Annotated in this window: 18 protein-coding genes and 1 pseudogene; 14 read left to right on the top strand and 5 right to left on the bottom strand. The window is 63.7% G+C overall.

The window, feature by feature from the left end; all coding sequences use genetic code 11:
- The first annotated feature begins 184 nt into the window (after positions 1-184).
- The 4 genes from FS320_RS08500 to FS320_RS08485 are packed head-to-tail and all read left to right on the top strand — an operon-like array spanning position 185 to position 2,640.
- A complete protein-coding gene (locus FS320_RS08500; RefSeq protein WP_152710806.1) occupies positions 185-694 on the top strand; it encodes a DinB family protein in 510 nt (169 codons plus the stop codon).
- Complete coding sequence (locus FS320_RS08495) at positions 691-1,239, top strand: acyl-CoA thioesterase (protein WP_152710805.1); 549 nt, start codon at positions 691-693, stop codon at positions 1,237-1,239. Before FS320_RS08500 ends, FS320_RS08495 begins: the two co-directional genes overlap by 4 nt.
- Positions 1,240-1,295: 56 nt before the next feature.
- Positions 1,296-1,919 (top strand): 2-hydroxychromene-2-carboxylate isomerase, encoded by a 624-nt coding sequence (locus FS320_RS08490; protein WP_152710803.1) that lies wholly within the window; start codon positions 1,296-1,298, stop codon positions 1,917-1,919.
- 7 nt (positions 1,920-1,926) lie between these two features.
- Positions 1,927-2,640, top strand: a complete 714-nt coding sequence (locus tag FS320_RS08485; RefSeq protein ID WP_152710801.1) for an aspartate/glutamate racemase family protein — start codon at positions 1,927-1,929, stop codon at positions 2,638-2,640.
- A gap of 119 nt (positions 2,641-2,759) precedes the next feature.
- Here FS320_RS08485 and FS320_RS08480 read toward each other — a convergent pair whose 3' ends face one another.
- A complete protein-coding gene (locus FS320_RS08480; protein WP_152710799.1) occupies positions 2,760-6,269 on the bottom strand; it encodes a PAS domain-containing hybrid sensor histidine kinase/response regulator in 3,510 nt (1,169 codons plus the stop codon).
- Between the two features lie 72 nt (positions 6,270-6,341).
- Positions 6,342-7,255: pseudogene (locus tag FS320_RS08475) on the bottom strand (LysR family transcriptional regulator).
- A gap of 103 nt (positions 7,256-7,358) precedes the next feature.
- Between FS320_RS08475 and FS320_RS08470 the strand changes: the two are divergent.
- The 4 genes from FS320_RS08470 to FS320_RS08455 all read left to right on the top strand — a co-directional run bounded on the left by FS320_RS08470 (position 7,359) and on the right by FS320_RS08455 (position 10,139).
- Positions 7,359-7,793, top strand: coding sequence for a DoxX family protein (locus tag FS320_RS08470; RefSeq protein ID WP_152710797.1), 435 nt, complete (start codon positions 7,359-7,361; stop codon positions 7,791-7,793).
- 10 nt (positions 7,794-7,803) lie between these two features.
- Complete coding sequence (locus FS320_RS08465; protein ID WP_152710795.1) at positions 7,804-8,331, top strand: VOC family protein; 528 nt, start codon at positions 7,804-7,806, stop codon at positions 8,329-8,331.
- Between the two features lie 54 nt (positions 8,332-8,385).
- Entirely contained in the window at positions 8,386-8,820 is a 435-nt protein-coding gene (gene mscL, locus FS320_RS08460) for a large conductance mechanosensitive channel protein MscL (RefSeq protein ID WP_152710793.1), read from the top strand.
- A gap of 116 nt (positions 8,821-8,936) precedes the next feature.
- Positions 8,937-10,139, top strand: coding sequence for a pyridoxal phosphate-dependent aminotransferase (locus FS320_RS08455; RefSeq protein ID WP_152710791.1), 1,203 nt, complete (start codon positions 8,937-8,939; stop codon positions 10,137-10,139).
- 10 nt (positions 10,140-10,149) lie between these two features.
- On the opposite strand, the gene FS320_RS08450 is transcribed toward FS320_RS08455, so the two are convergent.
- Positions 10,150-10,614: an RbsD/FucU domain-containing protein gene (locus FS320_RS08450; RefSeq protein WP_162002880.1), complete on the bottom strand. Its 465-nt coding sequence runs from the start codon at positions 10,612-10,614 to the stop codon at positions 10,150-10,152.
- Between the two features lie 197 nt (positions 10,615-10,811).
- Here FS320_RS08450 and FS320_RS08445 point away from each other — a divergent pair, with 197 nt between their 5' ends.
- Entirely contained in the window at positions 10,812-11,876 is a 1,065-nt protein-coding gene (locus FS320_RS08445; protein ID WP_244627041.1) for an AbrB family transcriptional regulator, read from the top strand.
- A 4-nt stretch (positions 11,877-11,880) separates the two neighbouring features.
- On the opposite strand, the gene FS320_RS08440 is transcribed toward FS320_RS08445, so the two are convergent.
- Positions 11,881-12,768 carry a MurR/RpiR family transcriptional regulator gene (locus FS320_RS08440; RefSeq protein ID WP_338105308.1) on the bottom strand — a complete coding sequence of 296 codons (888 nt, stop codon included), beginning with the start codon at positions 12,766-12,768 and terminating at the stop codon, positions 11,881-11,883.
- Positions 12,769-12,892: 124 nt separating this feature from the next.
- On the opposite strand from FS320_RS08440, the gene FS320_RS08435 reads away from it, so the two are divergent.
- The 5 genes from FS320_RS08435 to FS320_RS08415 all read left to right on the top strand — a co-directional run bounded on the left by FS320_RS08435 (position 12,893) and on the right by FS320_RS08415 (position 19,354).
- The gene (locus FS320_RS08435) at positions 12,893-13,681 is read left to right on the top strand and encodes an N-formylglutamate amidohydrolase (protein WP_152710787.1); all 789 of its coding nucleotides are present in this window, start codon (positions 12,893-12,895) and stop codon (positions 13,679-13,681) included.
- Positions 13,682-13,744: 63 nt separating this feature from the next.
- Positions 13,745-15,280 carry an amino acid permease gene (locus FS320_RS08430; protein WP_152710785.1) on the top strand — a complete coding sequence of 512 codons (1,536 nt, stop codon included), beginning with the start codon at positions 13,745-13,747 and terminating at the stop codon, positions 15,278-15,280.
- A gap of 63 nt (positions 15,281-15,343) precedes the next feature.
- A complete protein-coding gene (locus FS320_RS08425; protein WP_152710783.1) occupies positions 15,344-16,714 on the top strand; it encodes a glutamine synthetase family protein in 1,371 nt (456 codons plus the stop codon).
- A 73-nt stretch (positions 16,715-16,787) separates the two neighbouring features.
- Positions 16,788-18,179, top strand: coding sequence for an aldehyde dehydrogenase family protein (locus FS320_RS08420; protein WP_152710781.1), 1,392 nt, complete (start codon positions 16,788-16,790; stop codon positions 18,177-18,179).
- A gap of 11 nt (positions 18,180-18,190) precedes the next feature.
- Positions 18,191-19,354 carry an iron-containing alcohol dehydrogenase gene (locus tag FS320_RS08415; RefSeq protein ID WP_152710779.1) on the top strand — a complete coding sequence of 388 codons (1,164 nt, stop codon included), beginning with the start codon at positions 18,191-18,193 and terminating at the stop codon, positions 19,352-19,354.
- An 81-nt stretch (positions 19,355-19,435) separates the two neighbouring features.
- Here FS320_RS08415 and FS320_RS08410 read toward each other — a convergent pair whose 3' ends face one another.
- Positions 19,436-20,032: an NADPH-dependent FMN reductase gene (locus tag FS320_RS08410; protein WP_152710777.1), complete on the bottom strand. Its 597-nt coding sequence runs from the start codon at positions 20,030-20,032 to the stop codon at positions 19,436-19,438.
- Between the last annotated feature and the right edge of the window lie 346 nt (positions 20,033-20,378).

Here is a 20,378-nt window from a genome sequence, read left to right as displayed (position 1 = left end):
CTGGCACTCGTCATCACCGGCCTTGTGCCGGTGATCTCGTTCCGAAAGGCTCCACGCCGATCCGCTCGGAATGGCCGGGACAGACCCGACCATGGCGGAAAGTGGGGTCAGAGGTCAAAGCTTGACCGAAGCTCTGCCGCGTCACATGAATCGAGGGCAGCGACGACCCTGAAGGAGCCTCACCATGAAACCGCACTTCGCCATGATGGCGGGCTACAATGCGTGGTGCAACGAGCGCATCTACGATGTCGTCGCGCAGTTGCCCGATGCGGATTACCGCGCGGATCGCGGGGCTTTCTTCAAGTCGGTTCACGGCACTCTGAACCATCTCCTCGTCGCCGACCGAATCTGGTTGAAGCGCTTTTCCGGGCGGGGCGATGCGCCGAACCGGCTCGATGCGATCCTGTTCGAGAACCTCGATGACCTTCGGGACGCGCGTCACAGGGAAGACGAGCGGATCATCGCCTATATCGACAGCCTGTCGGAGGCCGATCTTGGCGGCCGCATCCGCTACAAGACGATTACGAACCCGGTCGAGATCGAGCAGCCGCTGGCACCGGCCCTGATCCACTTCTTCAACCATCAGACCCATCATCGCGGGCAGGTCCATGGCCTGCTCACGGGCTTCGGGCTCGAGGCGCCGTCCCTCGATCTCATCCTTTTCCAGCGCAAGTCTGGCATGGGTCTGGCATGAACCTGTGGCTGCGCGTCCTTCACCTGATCATCATGTCGTTCTTCCGACCGAAGCTCGATCCGGTGCGGGACGTATCGCGCCTCACCTTCCGCGTCTGGCCGCACGACCTCGACACGTCTCTGCATATGAACAACGGGCGCTACTGGACACTCATGGATCTCGGCCGCACCGACATCATGATCCGCTCTGGCCTGTGGCGGCCTATCCTCAAGCGTGGCTGGGTGCCCGTGGTGGGCGCGGGGCAGATCCGCTTCAGGCGGGAACTGAGGCCCTTTCGCTCCTTCACTCTGGAAACCCGCATCCTCACCTGGTCCGACAGCCATGTGGTGATGGAGCACCGGCTTGTCTCGAGATCCAAGGGCGGAAGCTCTATCCTCAACGCCATCGCTCTTGTCAGGGCAGGGCTCTATGACCGCAAGGAGAGGCGCTTCGTCCCCATGGACCGCCTGCTCGGCGAGATCGGAATCACCGCCGCGGCACCGGCGGCTGCGCCCGAGGTCGAGGCTTTCCTCATGGCAGAAGAGACGTTGAAGAGCGCCGCCTGATGGTCCAAGGTGAGGCCGACGCCGTTGCGGCCTGACCAACCCCGAATCGGACCCCCATGCCTCGCATCATCGACTATTATTTCTCCCTCGTGAGCCCCTGGGCCTATATCGGCCATGCGCCCTTCATGGAGATCGCGCAGAAGCATGGGGTCGAGATTAATTACAAGCCGGTCTTCCTCGGCCGGGTCTTCTCGGAAACCGGCGGTCTGCCGCTTGCCCAGCGTCATCCGGCGCGGCAGCGCTATCGGATCCTCGAATTGCAGCGCTGGCGCGAGAAGCGCGCGTTGTCCTTCAACATCAGTCCGAAGCACTGGCCCTTCGACGTGAATCTCGCCGACCGGTTCGTCATTGCGATCACGGCCTCCGGCAAGAGCCCCGATGCCTTCCTGCGCCGCGCCTTCGCCGCCGTATGGGAGGAGGAGCGCAACCTAGGGGATCCTCTCGTTCTGAGCGTAATCGCGGAGCAGGCGGGCCTCGACTCGTCCGCCCTCATGGATGTGGTGACCGGCAGCACCACCGAGGCGATCTACGCCCTCAACCTCGAAAATGCCGTTGCGGGCGACGTCTTCGGCTCGCCCGCCTATGTGCTCGACGGCGAGGTGTTCTGGGGGCAGGACCGGCTCGAACTGCTCGACGATGCCTTGAGCTCCGGCCGCGCGCCCTACACGCCGAACCCCTGAACGTGCCATGAGACAGGCGACCATCGGCCTTATCGGCGGCATGAGCTGGGAAAGCTCGGCCGAGTATTACCGCATCATCAATCGGGAGATGAACCGGCGGCTCGGCGGCGTGCACTCGGCGCAATGCCTGATGTATTCCCTCGATTTCGAGGAGATCAAGCGGCTGCAGCACGAAGGGGATTGGGATCGCCTCGCGACAGAGATGAAGGCGGCGGCGGTGAGGCTGGAGCGCGGCGGGGCGGACTTCATCGTTCTGTGCACCAACACCATGCATCGCCTCGCCGATGCGATCTCCGCGTCCGTGAGCATTCCGCTTCTGCACATCGCCGATCCCACGGCCGGCAGGATCAAGGCTGCAGGATTGGAGCGCATCGGCCTTCTCGGCACGGCCTTCACCATGGAGCAGGATTTCTACAAGGGCCGCCTGCATGAGCACCATGGGCTCGAGGTCATCGTGCCGGACGAAGACGACCGGAGGATCGTGCACGAGATCATCTACAAGGAGCTCGTGCTCGGACAGATCAGGCCGGAATCGCGGCAGGCCTATCGGGCGATCATCGCGTGTCTGATCGAGCGCGGCGCGCAGGCCGTGATCCTCGGATGCACCGAGATCATGATGCTGGTCTCCGACGAGGACAGCGCCGTGCCGCTGTTCGACACGACGACGATCCATGCGCTTGCGGCTGTCGATTGGGCATTGAAACCGACGAAGGGTCTATAAGACCGATTTCACTCCGGCGTCATGGCCGGGCTTGGCCCGGCCATCCACGTCTTCGAAACCACAGCAGTTTCAAGACGTGAATGCCCGCAGCACCTGCGGGCATGCCGGGAAGACGGCACTCACTCCGCCGCGACCTTCGTCGCCCGCCATTGCGTCAGAAGCGCCCGCAAGGCTGCCGGCTTCAGCGGCTTGTTGAGCACGTGGATGTTCATCGCGGCGGCGGCGTCACGCACGGCGGGCGTGCGGTCGGCGGTCACGAGCACGGCGGGCGTGTCGACCTGGGTCTTCCAACGCAGGGCCTTGATGAGTTCGAGGCCGTCCGTGTCATCGAGGTGATAATCCGCGATGATCACCTCCGGCACGGCCTTGTGCGCTCTCAGTGCCCGATGTGCGGTCTCGAGATCGGACGCCGTCCAGGTATCGCAGCCCCAGCCCGAAAGAAGCAGGCGCATGCCTTCGATGATGGCCGGCTCGTTGTCGATGACGAGGACGCGCAGGCCCGACAGCACCGTCGCGGCAGGCTTGGGCAGCTCGGGTGTCGCGGCGGTTGCCGGAAGAGCCGCCACCACCGGCACCTCGACCCGGAACACCGAGCCGCGCCCCACTTCCGAATTCAACGTGATCGGATGCTTGAGCACGCGGCCGATGCGCTCGACGATGGAGAGGCCGAGGCCGAGACCGCGCGCGGCCTTCATGCCCTGATCGAGGCGCTGGAACTCGCGGAACACGATGCGCTGCTTCGACGGCGGAATGCCGAGGCCCGTATCCCACACCTCCAGCACGAGATGACCGCCGCGCCGGCGTCCGCCGACGATCACGCGGCCCGACGGCGTGTACTTGATCGCGTTGGAGATCAGGTTTTGCAGCAGGCGCCGCATCAGGCGCCGGTCGGAGCGTACCGTCAGGGAGGAGGGGACGAAAGTGAGTTTCAGGTCCTTGTTGCGGGCCACAGGCTCGAATTCCCGCTGCAACTGGCGGAACAGTTCATCGATGCGGAAGCTCGACCATTGCGGCTTCATGGCGCCCGTGTCGAGGCGCGAGATGTCGAGGATCGCCGTGAGGATTTCCTCCACCGCATCGAGCGAGGCGTCGATGTTCTCGGCAAGCAACCCATCGCCCGCCTCGCGATCCCGCTCCACGAGCGAGACCGCGTAGAGCCGCGCCGCGTTGAGCGGCTGCAGAATGTCGTGCGAGGCGGCGGCGAGAAAGCGGGTCTTGGAGATGTTCGCCTCGTCGGCCTCGGCCTTGGCGCTTCGCAGTGCTTCGTTGAGACGCGTCAGTTCCTCGGTTCGCTCGCGCACGCGCTGCTCCAGGGTCTCATTCGCACGGCGGCTCGCCTCCTCGGCCAGAACGGTTTCGGTCACGTCCGTGTAGGTGGTCACGTGGCCGCCATCGGGGAGCGGATTCGAGCGGATCTCGATGACTTTGCCGGAGGGATAGAGCCTGAGGCGCACGGGCTCCACATCGTGGCGGAAGGAGTGGAGGCGGGCGGCGACGAGTTCGTCGATCCTGCCGGGTCCGTACGATCCGCGCGAGGCATTGTAATGAACGATGCGTTCCATGCTGATGCCGACGTGAACGAAATTGGGCGGCATGTCGTAGAGATCGATGAAGGCTTGGTTCCATGCAAGCAGGCGCAGGTCGCTGTCGAGCACGGTGATGCCCTGTTTGGCATAGTTGAGCGCATGCTGGAGAAGATCGCGACTGTGCTGGATCGCCGCGGAGGCATCGTCGAGCAGCTTGAGGGCCGCTTCCGTGGAAACGGTGCGTCGGCGCAGCAGCAGCGACAGCGCCAGGCGCGACGATGCCGTGCCGATCGCCGAGGCCAGGAGGTGTTCCGCATAGCGCAGAAGATGGACATCGGCTTCCGCACGCGGCTCCAGATTCTGTCCACGGCTATGGGTGAAGCCCTCGAAGGAGCGGTTCGTCCGCTCCTCGCCGAGGTAGCGGGCGACGGTGGCGCGCAACTCGCCGACGGTGACGCTGGCGCGGAACAGGCGGAAGCTTGGTGCCGCGGAGGCGGCCGCCTCGCCCAGGAAGACATTGGCCTGGATCTGCTCCATCGCGGTCACCGGCCGCCACAGCGAGAAGCCGATATAGCAGAGGATGTTGAGCGTGAGACTCCAGACGACGCCGTGGGTGAGTTGCGGCAGGTCGACGCCAAACAGGGATGTGGGCTTGAGAGCGGTGATGCCGAACGGGCCGGTGACGACCACGTCGGACCAGAACACGCCATCCCAGACGAGGCTCGGGAGGAGAAGCGTGTAGGCCCAGGTGAGGAAGCCGACGACGAGCCCGACGCTGGCGCCGAACGCCGTGCCGCGTGACCAGATGAGCCCACCGAGAAAGGCGGGCGCGACCTGCGCGATAGCCGCGAAGGACAAGAGGCCGATGGCCGCAAGCGCCGCTTCACCGGAGGCGCGGTAATAGACATAGCCGAGGAGAATAACGAGAACGATCGAGATGCGCCGCACGCCGATCACGAAGCTGCCGGGATCGACGCCCGCAAAGGCGCGCCGCCGCAAGACGATGGGCATGACGAGATGGTTCGAGATCATCACCGCCACGGCGACGGAATCGACGATGACCATGGCCGTCGCGGCCGAGAAACCGCCGAGGAAGGCGAGAACCGCGACGATGCCCGCCTTGTCGCTGAGCGGCAGCGCCAGCAGGGTCATGTCGCGGTCGATGGTGCCTTCGGGAAACGAGCCGAGGCCTGCAAGCGCGATCGGGATCACAAAGAGGTTGATGAGGACCAGATAGAGCGGAAACAGCCAGGCGGTGCGCTTCAGATCCGCGATGTCGTGATTCTCGACCACCGTCACGTGGAACTGTCGCGGTAGGAGAAGCGCCGCGCAGGTCGAGAGCAGGATGAGGGTGATGTAGCTGCCGAACCCCGAGGTTCGTCCCATCAGGTCCGCGCTGGTCCCCTGCGCATGGAGCCGCTGCACGATGGCATCGTAGCCGTCGAACATCACGAAGGTGATGTAGACGCCGACGACCAGGAAGGCGATGAGCTTCACCACCGACTCGATGGAGATCGCCAGAAGGAGCCCGTTCTGGTGCTCGGTCGCATCCGTGTGGCGGGTGCCGAACGCGACGGCGAAGCCCGCCAGCACGAGGGCGACGACGAAGGCGAGATCGCCGATGAAGGGAAGCTGCGACGGAAACGCCTCGTTGGCCGCACCCAGGAACACGTCGAGCGAGGACGAGACCGCTTTCAATTGCAGCGCGATATAGGGAATGGAGCCGACGAGCGCGATCAGGCTGACCAGGGCGGCGACCCGCTCGCTCTTGCCGTAGCGAGCCGCGACGAAGTCGGCGATGGAGGAAATATTCTGCGTCTTCGCCACCCTGACGATCCGGGCAACGAGGGGATAGCCCAGGCCGATGACGAGGATTGGGCCGATATAGATGGCGAGGAAGTCGAAGCCGGAATGGCTCGCAAGCCCCACCGATCCGAAGAAGGTCCAGGACGTGCAATAGACCGCAAGCGCAAGGGCCGCGATGGTAGAGCGGGCCGGGCCCTGAATGAAGCGCCGCCCGCCGCCGTCGCCCCAATGGGCCACTGTGAACAGGAAGCAGAGATAAACCAGCGCCGACAACACGACGGCCCAGGTGGCAACCATAGGCTCAACCCTCACAAGCAAATGTAAAATAGCTTTAGCGGGTTAAGGGCGTGAAAGCCATGGCGGGTGCAGTCACAGGTCCCGGTCCCATTCCGGCTCCGGCCCGAAGCGTTCGGCCAGGAACGCCACGAAGGCGCGGACCTTGGCCGGAGCCTGTCGGCCCGATGGCAGGACGGCATGGATGGCGGGCTCATAGGTCGGATAGTTGCTCAAAACCGGAACGAGGCTGCCCTCGCGCAGACTGTCGCCCACGATAAAGGTGGGCTGATAGATCAGCCCCTGTCCGGCGACGGCTGCAGCCAGCAGGGCGTCGCCGTTGTTGGCCCGCAGATTGCCCTGGATCGGCACCACGATATCACCGTCGATGCCGAACGCCCACCGGTTCGCCCCGATGACGCTCGGCAGGGTATAGCCGAGGCAATTGTGTTGGGCGAGATCGTCCACGGTTTGCGGAATTCCGTGCTGCTTCAGATAAGCGGGAGAGGCGCAGATGATGGTTCGGCAGGCGGCGAGTCGCCGCGCGACGAGGCTCGAATCCTTCAGCCGCCCGATCCTGATCGCCAGATCCCATCCCTCCTCCATGAGATCGACATAGCGGTCGGCCAAGCCGAGGTCGAACGAGACGGCGGGATAAAGCCGGCTGAACTCGGTGAGAGCCGGGACGACCTGCCGGAAGCCGAAGGTGAGGGGAACGTTGAGCCGCAGCGTTCCCTCGGCTCGACGCGGTCGAGGCTCGCGGAGGCCTCCGCCTCCTCGATCTCGGCGAGAATGCGCTCGCAGGCAGTGAGATAGTTCCGGCCGCCCTCCGTCAGCACCAGCTTGCGCGTGGACCGGTGCAGCAGTTTGACGCCGAGCCGGTCTTCGAGGGCTGCCACATGCTTCGTCACCATGGTCTGAGACAGGTCGAGGGCGCGCGCCGCCGCCGAGAAACTGCCGAGCGTCGCGACGCGAACGAAGACCTGCATGCCGGTAACGCGGTCGAGCATCGCAACGATCTCACTCTCTTGGTGTGAAGTGATATTCTGAAGCAAGGATTATCATATTCTGAGTTTGAGATCATAGGGGAGGACCCAATTCAGGAGATCTCCCATGGTCGATACCCGCACCGCTCCCTACGCCGCCCTGATCCTGCGCATCACGCTCGGAATCCTGTTCCTCGCCCACGCGGGCCTCAAGGTCTTCGTGTTCACGCCGGCTGGCGCGGCCCAATTCTTCGGCAGCCTCGGCCTGCCTCCGGCCCTGGCCTACCTGACCATTGCAGCCGAAACGGCCGGTGGTATTGCCCTCATCGTCGGGTTCTTCACCCGTTGGGTCTCGCTGGCCCTGATCCCGGTCCTTCTCGGCGCCATTGCATTCGTCCACGGCCCGGCCGGGTTCTTCTTCAACAATCCGAATGGCGGCTGGGAATACCTGGCGTTCTGGATCGCGGCTCTCGTGACGCAGGCTCTCCTGGGCGACGGCGCCCTTGCGGTGCGGGCCGGATCGGCGAAGACTGCTCCGGCGTTGTCCACGCGGTCAGCCTGAGGCACCCCCCATGGTCAAGCCCATTTCCCATGATGTCACCGGAACGCCGGTGGCACGCCCCATCGATCCCGGCGTCAGGATCGGCCATGTTCACCTGAAGGTGGCCGATCTCGAACGCTCGCTTGCCTTCTATTGCGGCGTACTCGGCTTCGAGTTGATTCAGCGCTACGGTACCCAGGCCGCCTTCGTCTCGGCGGGCGGCTATCATCACCACATCGGTCTGAATACCTGGGAGAGCAAGGGCGGCTCCCCACCGCCTCCCGGCACCACGGGCCTCTATCATGTGGCGATCCTCTATCCGACGCGGGCAGCCCTCGCCGATGCCCTCTATCGGCTGGCCCAGGCTGGCATTCCCCTGCAAGGCGCGAGCGACCACGGGGTGAGCGAGGCGCTCTACCTGAGCGATCCCGACGGGAACGGAATCGAGCTCTATGTCGACCGTCCGCAAGACCAGTGGCCGAGAACCGCCGATGGCGAACTCGCGATGGTCACGCAGCGCCTCGACCTGCAGGATCTTTTAGCCAGCCGGGAAGCTTGACGAAATTCCCAGATCGGGCAGCTTTAGCTTGGGGCTAAGCAAAGAGGTGCGGTCATGTGGAATGAATTCAAGCAATTCGCCCTGCGCGGCAATGTGGTCGATCTTGCCATCGGCATTATCATCGGTGCCGCCTTCGGCAGGATCGTGGATTCTCTCGTCGGCGACATCTTCATGCCCATCATCGGGGCCGTCACTGGCGGCCTTGACTTCTCGAACTACTTCACGGCCCTGACAGGCAACATCACGGCGGGGTCGCTCGACGAAGCCAAGAAGCAGGGGGCCGTGCTCGGTTGGGGCAATTTCATCACGGTCGCCATCAACTTCGCCATCATCGCCTGGATCCTCTTCCTCCTGGTCAAGGGTATGAACCGCCTGCGCCGCGCGGAGGATGCGAAGACCGGGACGGCAGATAAGCCTGCGGAAATTCCGGCCGACGTGAAGCTGCTGACGGAGATCCGCGACCTCTTGAAGACTGGCCGGACAGCCTGAAACCCATCACCGGTTTCGATTGGACCCTTCGTCTTTTGTCATAAGACGCGTTCGAGGCTTGCCTTGAGCGGGCGAACGGGCCATCCCTGTTCGCCTGTCTTTCGAGGAAGTCTCCGATGAATGCGTCCGTCTCGATTCCATCCGTTCTCAGCCTGCGCCCCGAAGCGGAGCAGGCGCCGACGAGCGGGATCGTCGACGTCTTCAGCTACGGCCGCTTGAAGCCCGGCATCATCCCGCTCTGGGTGGGCGAGGGCGATCTGCCGACACCGTCCTTCATTTGCGAAGCAGCCGCCCAATCGCTCGCGAAGGGCGAGACCTTCTACACTTACCAGCGCGGCATTCCCGAACTGCGCCAGGCCATCGCCGGCTACCACGAGCAGGTCTACGGCAAAGCCTTCGATCCCGAGCGCTTCTTCGTCACCTCCGGCGGCATGCCCGCGATGCAGCTCGCCTTCCGCATGCTCGCCGGCAACGGCGACGAGGTCCTGGTTCCGACGCCCGCCTGGCCGAATTTCGCCGGTGCGATCACGATTGCCGGTGCACGGCCCGTCGCGGTGCCGATGACGATCGACGCCAAAGGCTGGCATCTCGATTTCGAGCGGCTCGAAAAGGCGATCACGCCGCGGACGCGCGTCCTCGTGATCAACTCGCCCTCGAATCCCACCGGATGGGTCGCAAGCCATGCGGATCTTCGCACCGTACTCGATCTGGCCCGGCGTCATGGGCTCTGGATCATGGCAGACGAGATCTACAGCCGTTTCGTCCATGACCCGGCGCTCTCCATCGATGGACGCACGCCATCCTTCCGCGATGTGATGGAGCCGGAGGACAAGATCCTCTTCATCCAGACCTTTTCGAAGAACTGGGCCATGACCGGCTGGCGCCTCGGCTGGCTGGAGGCCCCACTGGGTTTGGGGCAGGTCATCGAGAACCTCGTGCAGTACCAGACGTCCGGAACGCCGGTCTTCATCCAGCGCGCAGGCGTCGCCGCCATCGAGCAGGGTGAGAGCTTCCTGGCCGACCAGATCGCCAAGGCACGCTACGGACGGGAAATCGTCGGACGCTTGGCGGAGACGGGCCTCGTGGAACTGGCGCCGCCGAGCGGCGCCTTTTACGCCTTCCTGAAGATCAAGGGCGCAACGAACTCGAAGGACATCGCCTTCCGGCTCATCGACGAGGCCAATGTCGGCCTCGCGCCGGGCTCTGCCTTCGGGGAAGCCGGCGAGGGCTACCTGCGTCTGTGCTACCTGCGCAGGCCCGAGGATGTGGAAGAAGCGGTCCGCCGCATCAGCGAGGCCCTGCCAAGGCTCGTGGCCTGAGCTTGGTTCTCTACGGAGGCGGGATCACACCCTTCTTCAGGATGAAGCAGCCGTAGAAGCGGCGCTCGCCGGTTGCGACGATGGCATAGGCCTTCTTCGCGCGCTCATAGAACGCAAAGCGTTCGACCGAACCCATCGGCCACGTGTCGCGTCCGGCATCGCGTTGCGCCACCGCATCAATCGCGGTCTGGGCCTCCTGCTGAATGGCCGGGAGTTCGTCAGGATTGCCGACGACCTCCATGCGCTCTGCGGGATATTCGACGAAGCTGTCGAGGGGCATCAGCGAGAGGACGGCGCGGATAGCCTGGGGCGAGCCGATATTGTCCGTGCGGATCAACCGGCCGTAGGTCGTCTGGCGCGCGATGGAATCAGCGGGAAAATTGGCATCGCAGATCACGAGATCATCGCCATGGCCCATGGCCTGGAGCACATACAGCAGATCCGCATTGAGCGCCGGGTCGATTCCGTGCAGCACCGTTTCCTCCACGTCTTGTTTGAGTGAGCGCAATCTCAGCAGGCTTTTAAGATCTCTGCAATGCTCACTCTTTGATAGCGCACCGTTCGGTGCGGAAACCGGGGTCATTGTTCCGCACGATACGCTAGGCACGGGCAGATCGTGACCGCATGGCATCTGCGCACCATCGGCATTTGACGCGACGGTGAAGGACGTTCATGAGCAGAGCCGTGATGCGTCTCGTCCTCGCCCATCTCATCCAGATCCTGGTTGCCGCTCTCGGCGGGCTCGTCTTCCACGGGCTCGGCGTTCCGGCCGCTTGGCTGTCGGGCTCGGCTATCGCGGCCACGCTCTGGGGCCTCACCGGTTGGGCCGTGCCCCTGCCGAAGGCGCTTGCCGATGCCGCCATGCTGACCTCCGGCGCCGCCATGGGGGCAGCGGTCTCGCCGGCCGCCATCGCCGCCATGGGCCGCTATCCGGGCAGCCTCATCCTCCTTGTCATCGGCGTCGTGGCGATCTCGGCCGCCTCGACTGCCTGGCTCACGCGCATGTCGGGCTGGCGCAAGGCCGATGCGGTGCTGGCCTCCGTGCCCGGTGCCCTCTCGACTGTTCTGGCGGTGGCCGCCGACCGGAACGCGGAGGTCGCCTCCATCGCCATCGTGCAGAACTTCCGTCTCTTCGTCCTCATCGCGCTCCTGCCGAGCCTCGTCGTTGTCACGGGCGGCGGGGGTAATGGCGGCGCTCTGATCGGGGAGGGGCTTCCCATCGAGAGCCCGGAGGGCATGGCCTTCATTCTTCTCGGCGGGCTCGCTCTGGGGACGGTGTTCAACCGGCTGAAAGTGGCCGCTCCGATCCTGCTCGGCGCCACCATCGTCAGTTCCGTCAGCCATGGCACCGAATGGGTGACGGGCGTCATCCCTCCGGTCATCGCCACGGGCGGCCTCGTGCTGATCGGGCTCTTCATCGCCGAACGGTTCCGCAATCTCCAGCGCTCGACCCTGAGGCGAGCGCTGGTGGCGGCTTTCGGATCTTTCACGGTCGGCATGGTGGTGGCCGCGCTCTTCGCAGGTGTCGCGGCCTGGCTCGCAGGGGTCAGCTTCGCCAACGGACTCGTGGCCTTCGCCCCCGGTGGACTCGAAGCCATGACCGTGCTGGCGCTGATCCTCGGACTCGATCCGCTCTATGTGGGCATCCACCACCTCGTTCGCTTCCTGGGCATCGGACTGGTTCTGCCGCTTCTCATCGCGTGGCTGCAACGACGCCAGCCGGAAGCCGCGGAATAGGCCATTACGATCTCCCGCTCCGCAGCCGCTCGACCGCCTCCATGCGTGGCTTGGCGGTGTCCCACAGGTGTTTGGTGACGGCCGCGACGAGCGCCTCCGTCAGGAGCAGGAGACCGGTGGACGAGTCCCAGTTGGAGGGCGCCACGATGTGCGCCGGCAGCACGTGCCGGGCGACGCGGGCGATGGGTGAGAGCCAGGGATCGGTGAGAAGAACGACCGTCGCGCCCTGCTTCGCGGCCGTCTCGCACAGCGCCGTGACATCCTCCTGATAGCGGCGGATGTCGAAGGCGACGATCACGTCCTTGCGGCCGATCTCGATCAGCCGGTCGCGCCAGAGGACGGGCTGGCCTTCGATGAAATCCACGTGGCTGCGCACGATGCGGAAATGGCTCTCGGCATAGCGCGCGAGCGCCCCGGTGAAGCGCCCTCCGGTAAAATGGATGTGTCGGCGCGGATCCGACAGCAGCGCCACGACCGCGTCGAATTCCGCCGGGGCGATGTTCTCCACCGTCGCCCGCAAGTTCCCGATGACGGCTTCCGCAAAGGAAGCGAGCGCCGGCGCACCCTGGCCCTTGTCGGAGGGACCCGCCTTGGCGAGCGGCGAGAGAAGTTGGGCTTCCAGTTCTCCGCGCAAATGCTTTTGGAAATCCGGAAAGCCGCCGAAACCGAGCCGCGTGACGAATCGCAGGACTGACGGTGCGGAAATGCCGGCCCGGGAAGCGAACTCGGCCACCGTATCGAGCCCGGCGAAGGGATAATGGCTCAGGAGAAGATGGGCAGCACGCTTCTCGCTGGGGGTGAAGGTATCCATCTCATGGCGGATGCGCTCGGCCAGGCTCGATGGATCGGTTGGAGAGGGGCGATGGTCGTCACGCATACCGGATTGATTCACACCCCCTCCTTGACGCTTTTGAAAAGCTGTATCAGAAATTTCAGAACGCGAGAAAAATAAAAGAAACGTATCAAGCGTTCAAACGGGGGCTGGCCTGCCTCGAGGCAGGTCAAAGGAGAACTGCATGACGCAGGCGAGTCGGAAGCCGGCCGATCCATCCTCTGCCGCAACGGCAGAGCAGCCGGTTGCCGTCGTGGAGAATCCGCAAGGACGCTCACCGATCCTGCTCATCTGCGAACATGCCTCCAACCGCCTTCCGGCGCGCTATGGCACCCTGGGACTCGGGTCGGCCGAGCTCGCAAGCCACATCGCCTGGGACCCCGGGGCGCTTGGCGTGGCGAAAGAACTCTCGCGCCTGCTCGATGCGCCCCTGATCCATGCCACCGTTTCGCGCCTCGTGCTCGACCTCAACCGGGAGCCGTCCGCGCCTGACTCGATCTGGACGCTCAGCGAGCGCACCACGATTCCGGGCAACGTCGATCTCGATGAGACGGAGCGGTCGACCCGCGTACGCGAGGTATATGATGCGTTTCACGGCGCGGTCGACGCCTTCGCGAAGGCCCGTGAGGCGGAAGGGCAGCTGATGGCAATCGTCTCCATCCATTCCTTCACACCGGTTTACCGGGATGTGCCGCGCCCTTGGCAGATCGGCCTGATCTTCAACCATGATGAGCGCTATGCGCGCAGCGTCGAGGCCGGATTGAAACAGGATCCGGCACTCGTCGTCGGCATGAACGAACCCTATTCACCGGCGGATCGGGTGTTCCACACCCTTGAGCGCCACGCCGAGAGGCGCGGCCTTCCTCCGCTGATGATCGAAATCCGCAACGACCTGATCCGCACACAAGACGGACAGGCGTCGTGGGCCAACCGTCTGGCGCCGCTTTTGAGGGAGGGGGCACGGACGCTCTGATGACGGGCATGGCGCAGAATGTGCCGTGACCCGAAAGACAGAACTTCTTGGAGGATCAACTCGATGTCAGTCGGACAAGGAAGTACCGGGGTACATGCCCCGCCGGCCGGAGCGCAGGGCTCTGCCGGCATTACCTACACCACGGTGGATGAAAGCTATTTTGAAGCGCGGCGTCTCAAGCGTCATGCCCGCGTCTGGTCGCTCTGGGCGCTCGGCGTCGGGGCGGTGATCTCTGGCCATTACTCGGGCTGGAACTTGGGTCTCGCGAACGGCTTCGGCTCGATGTTCTTCGCGACCATCATCATCGCCATCATGTATCTCGGCCTCACCTTCTCGCTCGCCGAGATGTCGCCGGCCCTGCCGCATACGGGTGGCGCCTATTCCTTCGCCCGCACCTCCATGGGGCCGTGGGCGGGATACGTCACGGGCATTGCCGAGAATATCGAGTTCGTGCTCACGCCCGCCGTGATCGTATTCTTCATCGGCTCGTATCTGTCGGCGATCTTCGAGACGGCGCCGGCGTTCCAGCCCGTCTACTGGGTGCTGTGCTACGCGCTGTTCGTCGGGCTCAACATCATCGGCGTCGAGCTCTCGTTCAAGGTCACGGTGGGCGTAACACTCGCGGCCCTTGCCGTGCTTGCCGCCTTCTACCTGTCGGTCCTGTTCTCCGGTCAGTTCGACTTCTCGCGCTGGGCGCTGAACATAGGCCCTGATGGTGCGGAGATGCCAAACGGCAACGGCCCGTTCCTGCCCATGGGCGTGGGCAGCATTCTGGCCTCACTGCCATTCGCAGTCTGGCTTTTCCTGGCCATCGAGCAGCTGCCGCTCGCGGCGGAGGAGTCGCACGATCCGCAGAGGGACATGCCCAAGGGCATCATCGCCGGTATCCTCACACTGATCGCGTCCGCGTTCCTCGTGCTCTTCCTGAATACGGGCATCGCGCCGGGCGCCGCAGGCCTCGGCAAGTCCGGCGAGCCGCTGCTCGACGGGTTCCGCACCCTGTTCGGCACGGATATCGCGAAGATCCTGGCGGCGGTTGCGGTGATCGGACTGATCGCTTCGTTCCACACCATCATCTTCGCCTTCGGGCGGCAGATCTACTCGCTCTCGCGGGCGGGCTACTTCCCGAGCTTCCTGTCGGTTACTCACGGAGAGCGCAGGACTCCGCATATGGCGCTGATCGCGGGCGCTGTGCTCGGTCTTGTGGTGATGCTGATCATCTGGTTCGCGCGCGGTGCCGAAGCGGGTGCCACCGTCATCGGCGGCACGCTGCTCAACATGGCGGTCGCAGGTGCGATGCTCGCCTACTTCATGCAGGGCATGTCCTATATCGTGCTCAAGAAGAAGTTCCCGAGCCTGCATCGGCCTTACACCAGCCCCTTCGGCATCGCGGGCGCGGTGATCTGCATGGTGATCGCGGCGGTGACGCTCTACTTCCAGCTGACGGACTCGGTCTTCCAGACAGCCGTCATTGGCGTCGCCATCTACTATGCGGTGATGATGGCCTATTTCCTGCTCATCGGACGCCATAAGCTCATCCTTTCGCCGGAGGAGGAGTTCGCGCTCACCAAGGGCGAGAGCGAATACAAGTCCCATTGATGCGAACCGGGAGCGCGCAGTTGCGCGCGCTCCCATTTTTCCTCTTCGGTCAAGGTTTTTCGAATGGACGCTCCCAAGATCAAGAATGCCGCCGAGGCTGCGGAATACGTGCGCAGCCGCGATCTTCCCTTCGTGAAGGTCGGCGTTGTCGACATCGACGGCATCATGCGCGGCAAGTACATTGCCCGCGACAAGTTCGAATCCGCTCTCGAGAAGGGCTTCGGATTCTGCGACGTGGTGCTGGGGTGGGACTCCAACGATCAGCTCTACGACAACACGAAGCTCACCGGCTGGCATACGGCCTATCCGGACGCGTCGGTGCGGGTGCTGCCGGAGACCATGCGGCTCATTCCTTTCGAGAACAACCTGCCCTTCTTCCTCGCCGAGTTCGACGGCTATGCGGAGGCCGCCTGTCCGCGCGGCGTGCTGCGCCGTGTGCTGAAAAAAGCGGAGGATATGGGCTTTGCCGTTTCGGCTGCAGCGGAGTTCGAGTTCTTCCTGTTCGAGGAAACGCCGCATTCCGTGCGCGAGAAGAACTATCGCGACCTGAAGAGCATCACGCCGGGCTTTTTCGGTTACTCGGTGCTGCGCTCAGGCGTTCACGCGGACTTTTATCACGAGCTTCTCGACCTCGCGAACAGGATGGATTTCGAGATCGAGGGACTGCACACGGAGACTGGCCCCGGTGTTCTGGAGGCCGCGATCCGCGTCGATGATGCCTTGAAGGCGGCCGATAAGGCGGCGTTGTTCAAGACCTACACCAAGATCTTGGCGCAGCGCCGCGGCTGGATGGCGACCTTCATGGCGAAGTGGTCGCGCGACTGGCCTGGCCAGTCCGGCCATCTGCACACCTCCTTGCGCGATATCACCTCCGGCAAGGGCGCGTTCTACGATCCACAGGCTAAGCACAACATGTCGGAAACCATGCGTTGGTTCGTTGGCGGTCAGCAGAAGCTGATGCCGGAACTGCTCGCCATGGTCGCCTGCACGGTGAACAGCTACACGCGACTGATTCCGGGCTTCTGGGCGCCGACCGATTCTGCCTGGGGTGTCGAGAACCGCACCACGGCCCTGCGCGTCGTTCCCGGTTCCGAAAAGTCGCAGCGCGTGGAGTACCGGGTCGCTGCCGCCGACATCAACCCGTATATCGCGCTGGCCGCCGCGATCGGCTCCGGCCTCTGGGGCATCGAGAACCGGATCGATCCGGGTGAGCCCATCGAAGGCAATGCCTATGCGGTCGAGCATCCCAAGGAGCGGGCCCTGCCGCGCTCCCTCGGCGAGGCCGCCGAGCGTCTGAAGGGCTCCAAGGCTGCGCGTGAACTCTTCGGCGACACCTTCGTCGAGCATTATGCGGCCACGCGCGAATGGGAGGAGCGTGAGGCCCGCAAGGCCATCACCGATTGGCAACTCGCCCGCTACTTCGAGATCATCTAAAAGATTCATCCAGACTCAAAGCACAGGAGAAGACCATGATTCTCTGGGATCATGGTCTTTCAGACATAACATCATGGCCGATTCCGATATCGTCTGCATTTCCCCCATCGACGGACGCGAGCTCGTCCGCCGTCCTATCATGTCAGAGACTGCCATCGATTCCACTATTGCCTCGGCGCGAGAGGCGCAGAAGGCGTGGCGAAACACCTCGCTGTCGGAGCGTGCCGGCAAGGTCTCCGCCTTCCTCGACGCGTTGCTTGCGATGAACCAGGAAGTGGTGCCCGAAATCGCCCAGCAGATGGGCCGCCCGGTGCGTTATGGTGGCGAGTTCCGCGGGGTCGAGGAGCGCGCGCGCCACATGATCGGGATTGCGGAGAAGAGCCTGCATCCCATCCCGGCCGACGACGAGAAGCCGGGCTTTCGCCGCATGATCAAGCGCGAGCCCGTAGGTCTCGTTCTTGTCATCGCACCCTGGAACTATCCCTATCTCACCGCCATCAACACCATCGTGCCGGCGCTCATGGCCGGCAATGCGGTGCTCTTGAAGCATGCCTCGCAGACGGTGCTCGCCGGCGAGCGCTTTCAGATGGCAATGGACCGGGCGGGCATGCCGAAGGGCCTGTTCCAGAACCTGCACCTGAGTCACGACCAGACGAGCCGCATCCTGGGCTCCGGTCTTGTCGATCACTGCAATTTCACCGGCTCCGTCTCCGGCGGCCGTGCCATCGAGCGCGCAGCGGCAGGCACGTTCACCTCGCTCGGCCTCGAACTCGGCGGAAAGGATCCGGCCTATGTGCGCGAGGATGCCAACATCGATCACGCCATCGAGAACCTCGTGGATGGCGCGTTCTTCAACTCGGGCCAGTGCTGCTGCGGCATCGAGCGCATCTACGTCCACGAGAAGCATTACGACCGCTTCGTCGAGGGCGCGATCGATCTCGTGAACACATACGTGCTCGGCAACCCGCTCGACGAGACGACGACGCTCGGCCCGATGGCACACAAGCGCTTCGCCGACCTGGTGCGCCAGCAGAACGCGGAAGCGGTGGCAAAGGGCGCGAAGGCCCATATCGACGCCAAGAAGTTCCCGGCCGATGCCGGCAATTCCGCCTACCTCGCGCCGCAGGTGCTCACCGACGTCGACCATGCCATGAGCGTCATGCGCGAGGAGAGCTTCGGCCCGACCGTCGGCATCATGAAGGTCAAGGGCGACGAGGAGGCGATCCGCCTCATGAACGACTCGCCCTATGGCCTCTCCGCCGCCATCTGGACCTCGGATGTCGATGCGGCGGAAGCCATCGGCGAAAAGCTGGAGACCGGCACTGTCTTCATGAATCGCTGCGATTATCTCGATCCCGCGCTCGCCTGGACAGGCGTGAGGGACACCGGCCGCGGCGCGAGCCTTTCGCGACTGGCCTACGATTCGCTCACCCGTCCGAAATCCTACCACCTCCGCCAGATCTGATTGAAAGCATCATGACCACGTCTCCCCGATCCAACTGGAACTATCCCACCGCGATCCGCTTCGGCGCAGGCCGCATTTCCGAACTCACTGATGCCTGCAAGTCGGTTGGCCTGCAGGCGCCGCTCATCGTGACGGATCCATTCCTGGCCACACAGCCCATGACGAAGGCGGCGTTGGATCAACTGACGAGCGCCGGCCTGAGGGCCGCGATCTTCTCGGACATCAAGCCGAACCCGGTCGAGACCAATGTCTACAAGGGTCTCGAGGCTCTGAAGGCCGGAAAGCACGACGGAGTCGTAGCCTTCGGCGGCGGCTCGGCGCTCGATGCCGGCAAGGTCATCGCCTTCATGGCGGGCCAGGCCCGTCCCATGTGGGATTTCGAGGATATCGGCGATTGGTGGACCCGCGCCGACCCGAAAGGCATTCTCCCGATCATCGCTGTCCCGACGACGGCGGGTACGGGTTCCGAAGTCGGCCGCGCCGGCGTGATCACGCAGGAATCCACCCACACCAAGAAAGTGATCTTCCATCCGCTGATGATGCCGAAGATCGTGATCTGCGATCCGGAGCTCACGGTTGGCATGCCGCAGCACATCACGGCGGGCACGGGCCTCGATGCGCTCGCGCATTGCATCGAGGCCTATTGCGCACCGGGCTATCACCCGATGGCGGACGGCATTGCGGTCGAGGGCATCCGCCTCGTGAAGGAATACCTGCCGCGGGCGTACAAGGACGGAAAGGATATCGAAGCCCGCGCGCAGATGATGTCGGCCGCCGCCATGGGCGCTACCGCGTTCCAGAAGGGATTGGGTGCGATTCACGCCCTCTCGCATCCGACCGGCGCGCTCTACGACACCCACCACGGCCTGACCAATGCGGTCTTCATGCCCTATGTGCTCGTCTACAACCGCAAGGCCATCGAGACCCGGATCGAGCGGCTCGCCGCCTATATCGGCCTGGAACCTTCGTTCCACGCCTTCCTCGATTGGGTGCTGCAACTGCGTAAGGATCTTGGCGTGCCGCACACCCTGGAAGGCCTGAAGGTCGATGCGGCTCGTTTCGACGAAATGTCCGAGATGGCGCCCAACGATCCCACCGCCGGCGGCAATCCGGTGCCGATCGCCAAGGAGAGCGCCCGCAAGCTCTTCGAGGATGCGCTGGCCGGGCGTCTCTGACGAATTGCCCGCTATGAAATGACAAAGGCACCGCTGTTCGCTGCAGCGGTGCCTTTTCCTTTGACGGATATCGGTCGGCGTTTAAGCGGCAGCCTTCAGGGGAGTCTTGCGCTCGGCCCGGAGCGATTTGAGCGCTTCCGTCCAGCGGAAGAGTTCGTCGAGCATCGTGGCCGCCGAGGTCTTGTAGATGTCGGGAGCGTTGAGATTGCCGGTCTCGTCCAGGTTCTGGAACACCATCGGCATGGGCACGCCTTCCGGAATCGGCATCATCTTCAGGGTCGTGACGATCTGCTTCGCCACCTGAACCGAACGCAGGCCGCCCGAAATGCCGCCATAGCTCACGAAGCCGACGGGAGTGTAGTTCCATTCGCGGGACAGGTAATTGAACGCATTCACGAGAGCCGGGGGCGGAGCGTAGTTGTACTCCGGCGTCACGAATACGAAGGCATCGGCGGCGCTCACGCTCGCAGCCCAAGCCTTGGTATGGGCATGGCGGTAGTTCTGCTTCATCGGGTGCTCGGGCTCGTCGAAGACCGGCAGGTTGAACTCCGCCAGATCGACCAGAACAGGCTCGAACTTGCCATGCTCGGCCGTGTAGTCGTTGAACCATTGGGCGATGCTGGGGCCGATCCGGCCAGGGCGGGTGCTGCCGATGATGATGTGAAGCTTGGGCTTCATGACATGTCCTTGGTTTGCATTCGAAGGCCGGAACCCTTAAGTTCCGTTTTGTAACCGAGGCTCATTAAGTAACTTCCTGGGCGTCGCGCAAGGAGGCACTTTCATGTCACCCAGTCACATCCATGTTCCCACCAACTGCCGGACGGTGACCGAGATCCTATCACGCGTCGGCGACAAGTGGAGCGTCCAGGTCGTCGTCCAGATGGGCGAGGGACCTAACCCGGAAAATTCATGGAGGGTTGGCGGGTGTAGCTCAAGTGCCTGAGATGACTTAGGATTTGGTTGTTGAATCCGATCCGCCTCATTTCTGGGAGAACCCACCCGCCATGAACCATTCTACGCTTCC

Origin of the sequence: Microvirga tunisiensis (assembly GCF_009296175.1) — a bacterium.
GTDB classification, from domain to species: domain Bacteria; phylum Pseudomonadota; class Alphaproteobacteria; order Rhizobiales; family Beijerinckiaceae; genus Microvirga; species Microvirga tunisiensis.
The sequence above is the reverse complement of the archived record's forward strand: the minus strand, read 5'-3'. Positions and strand labels throughout refer to the sequence as shown.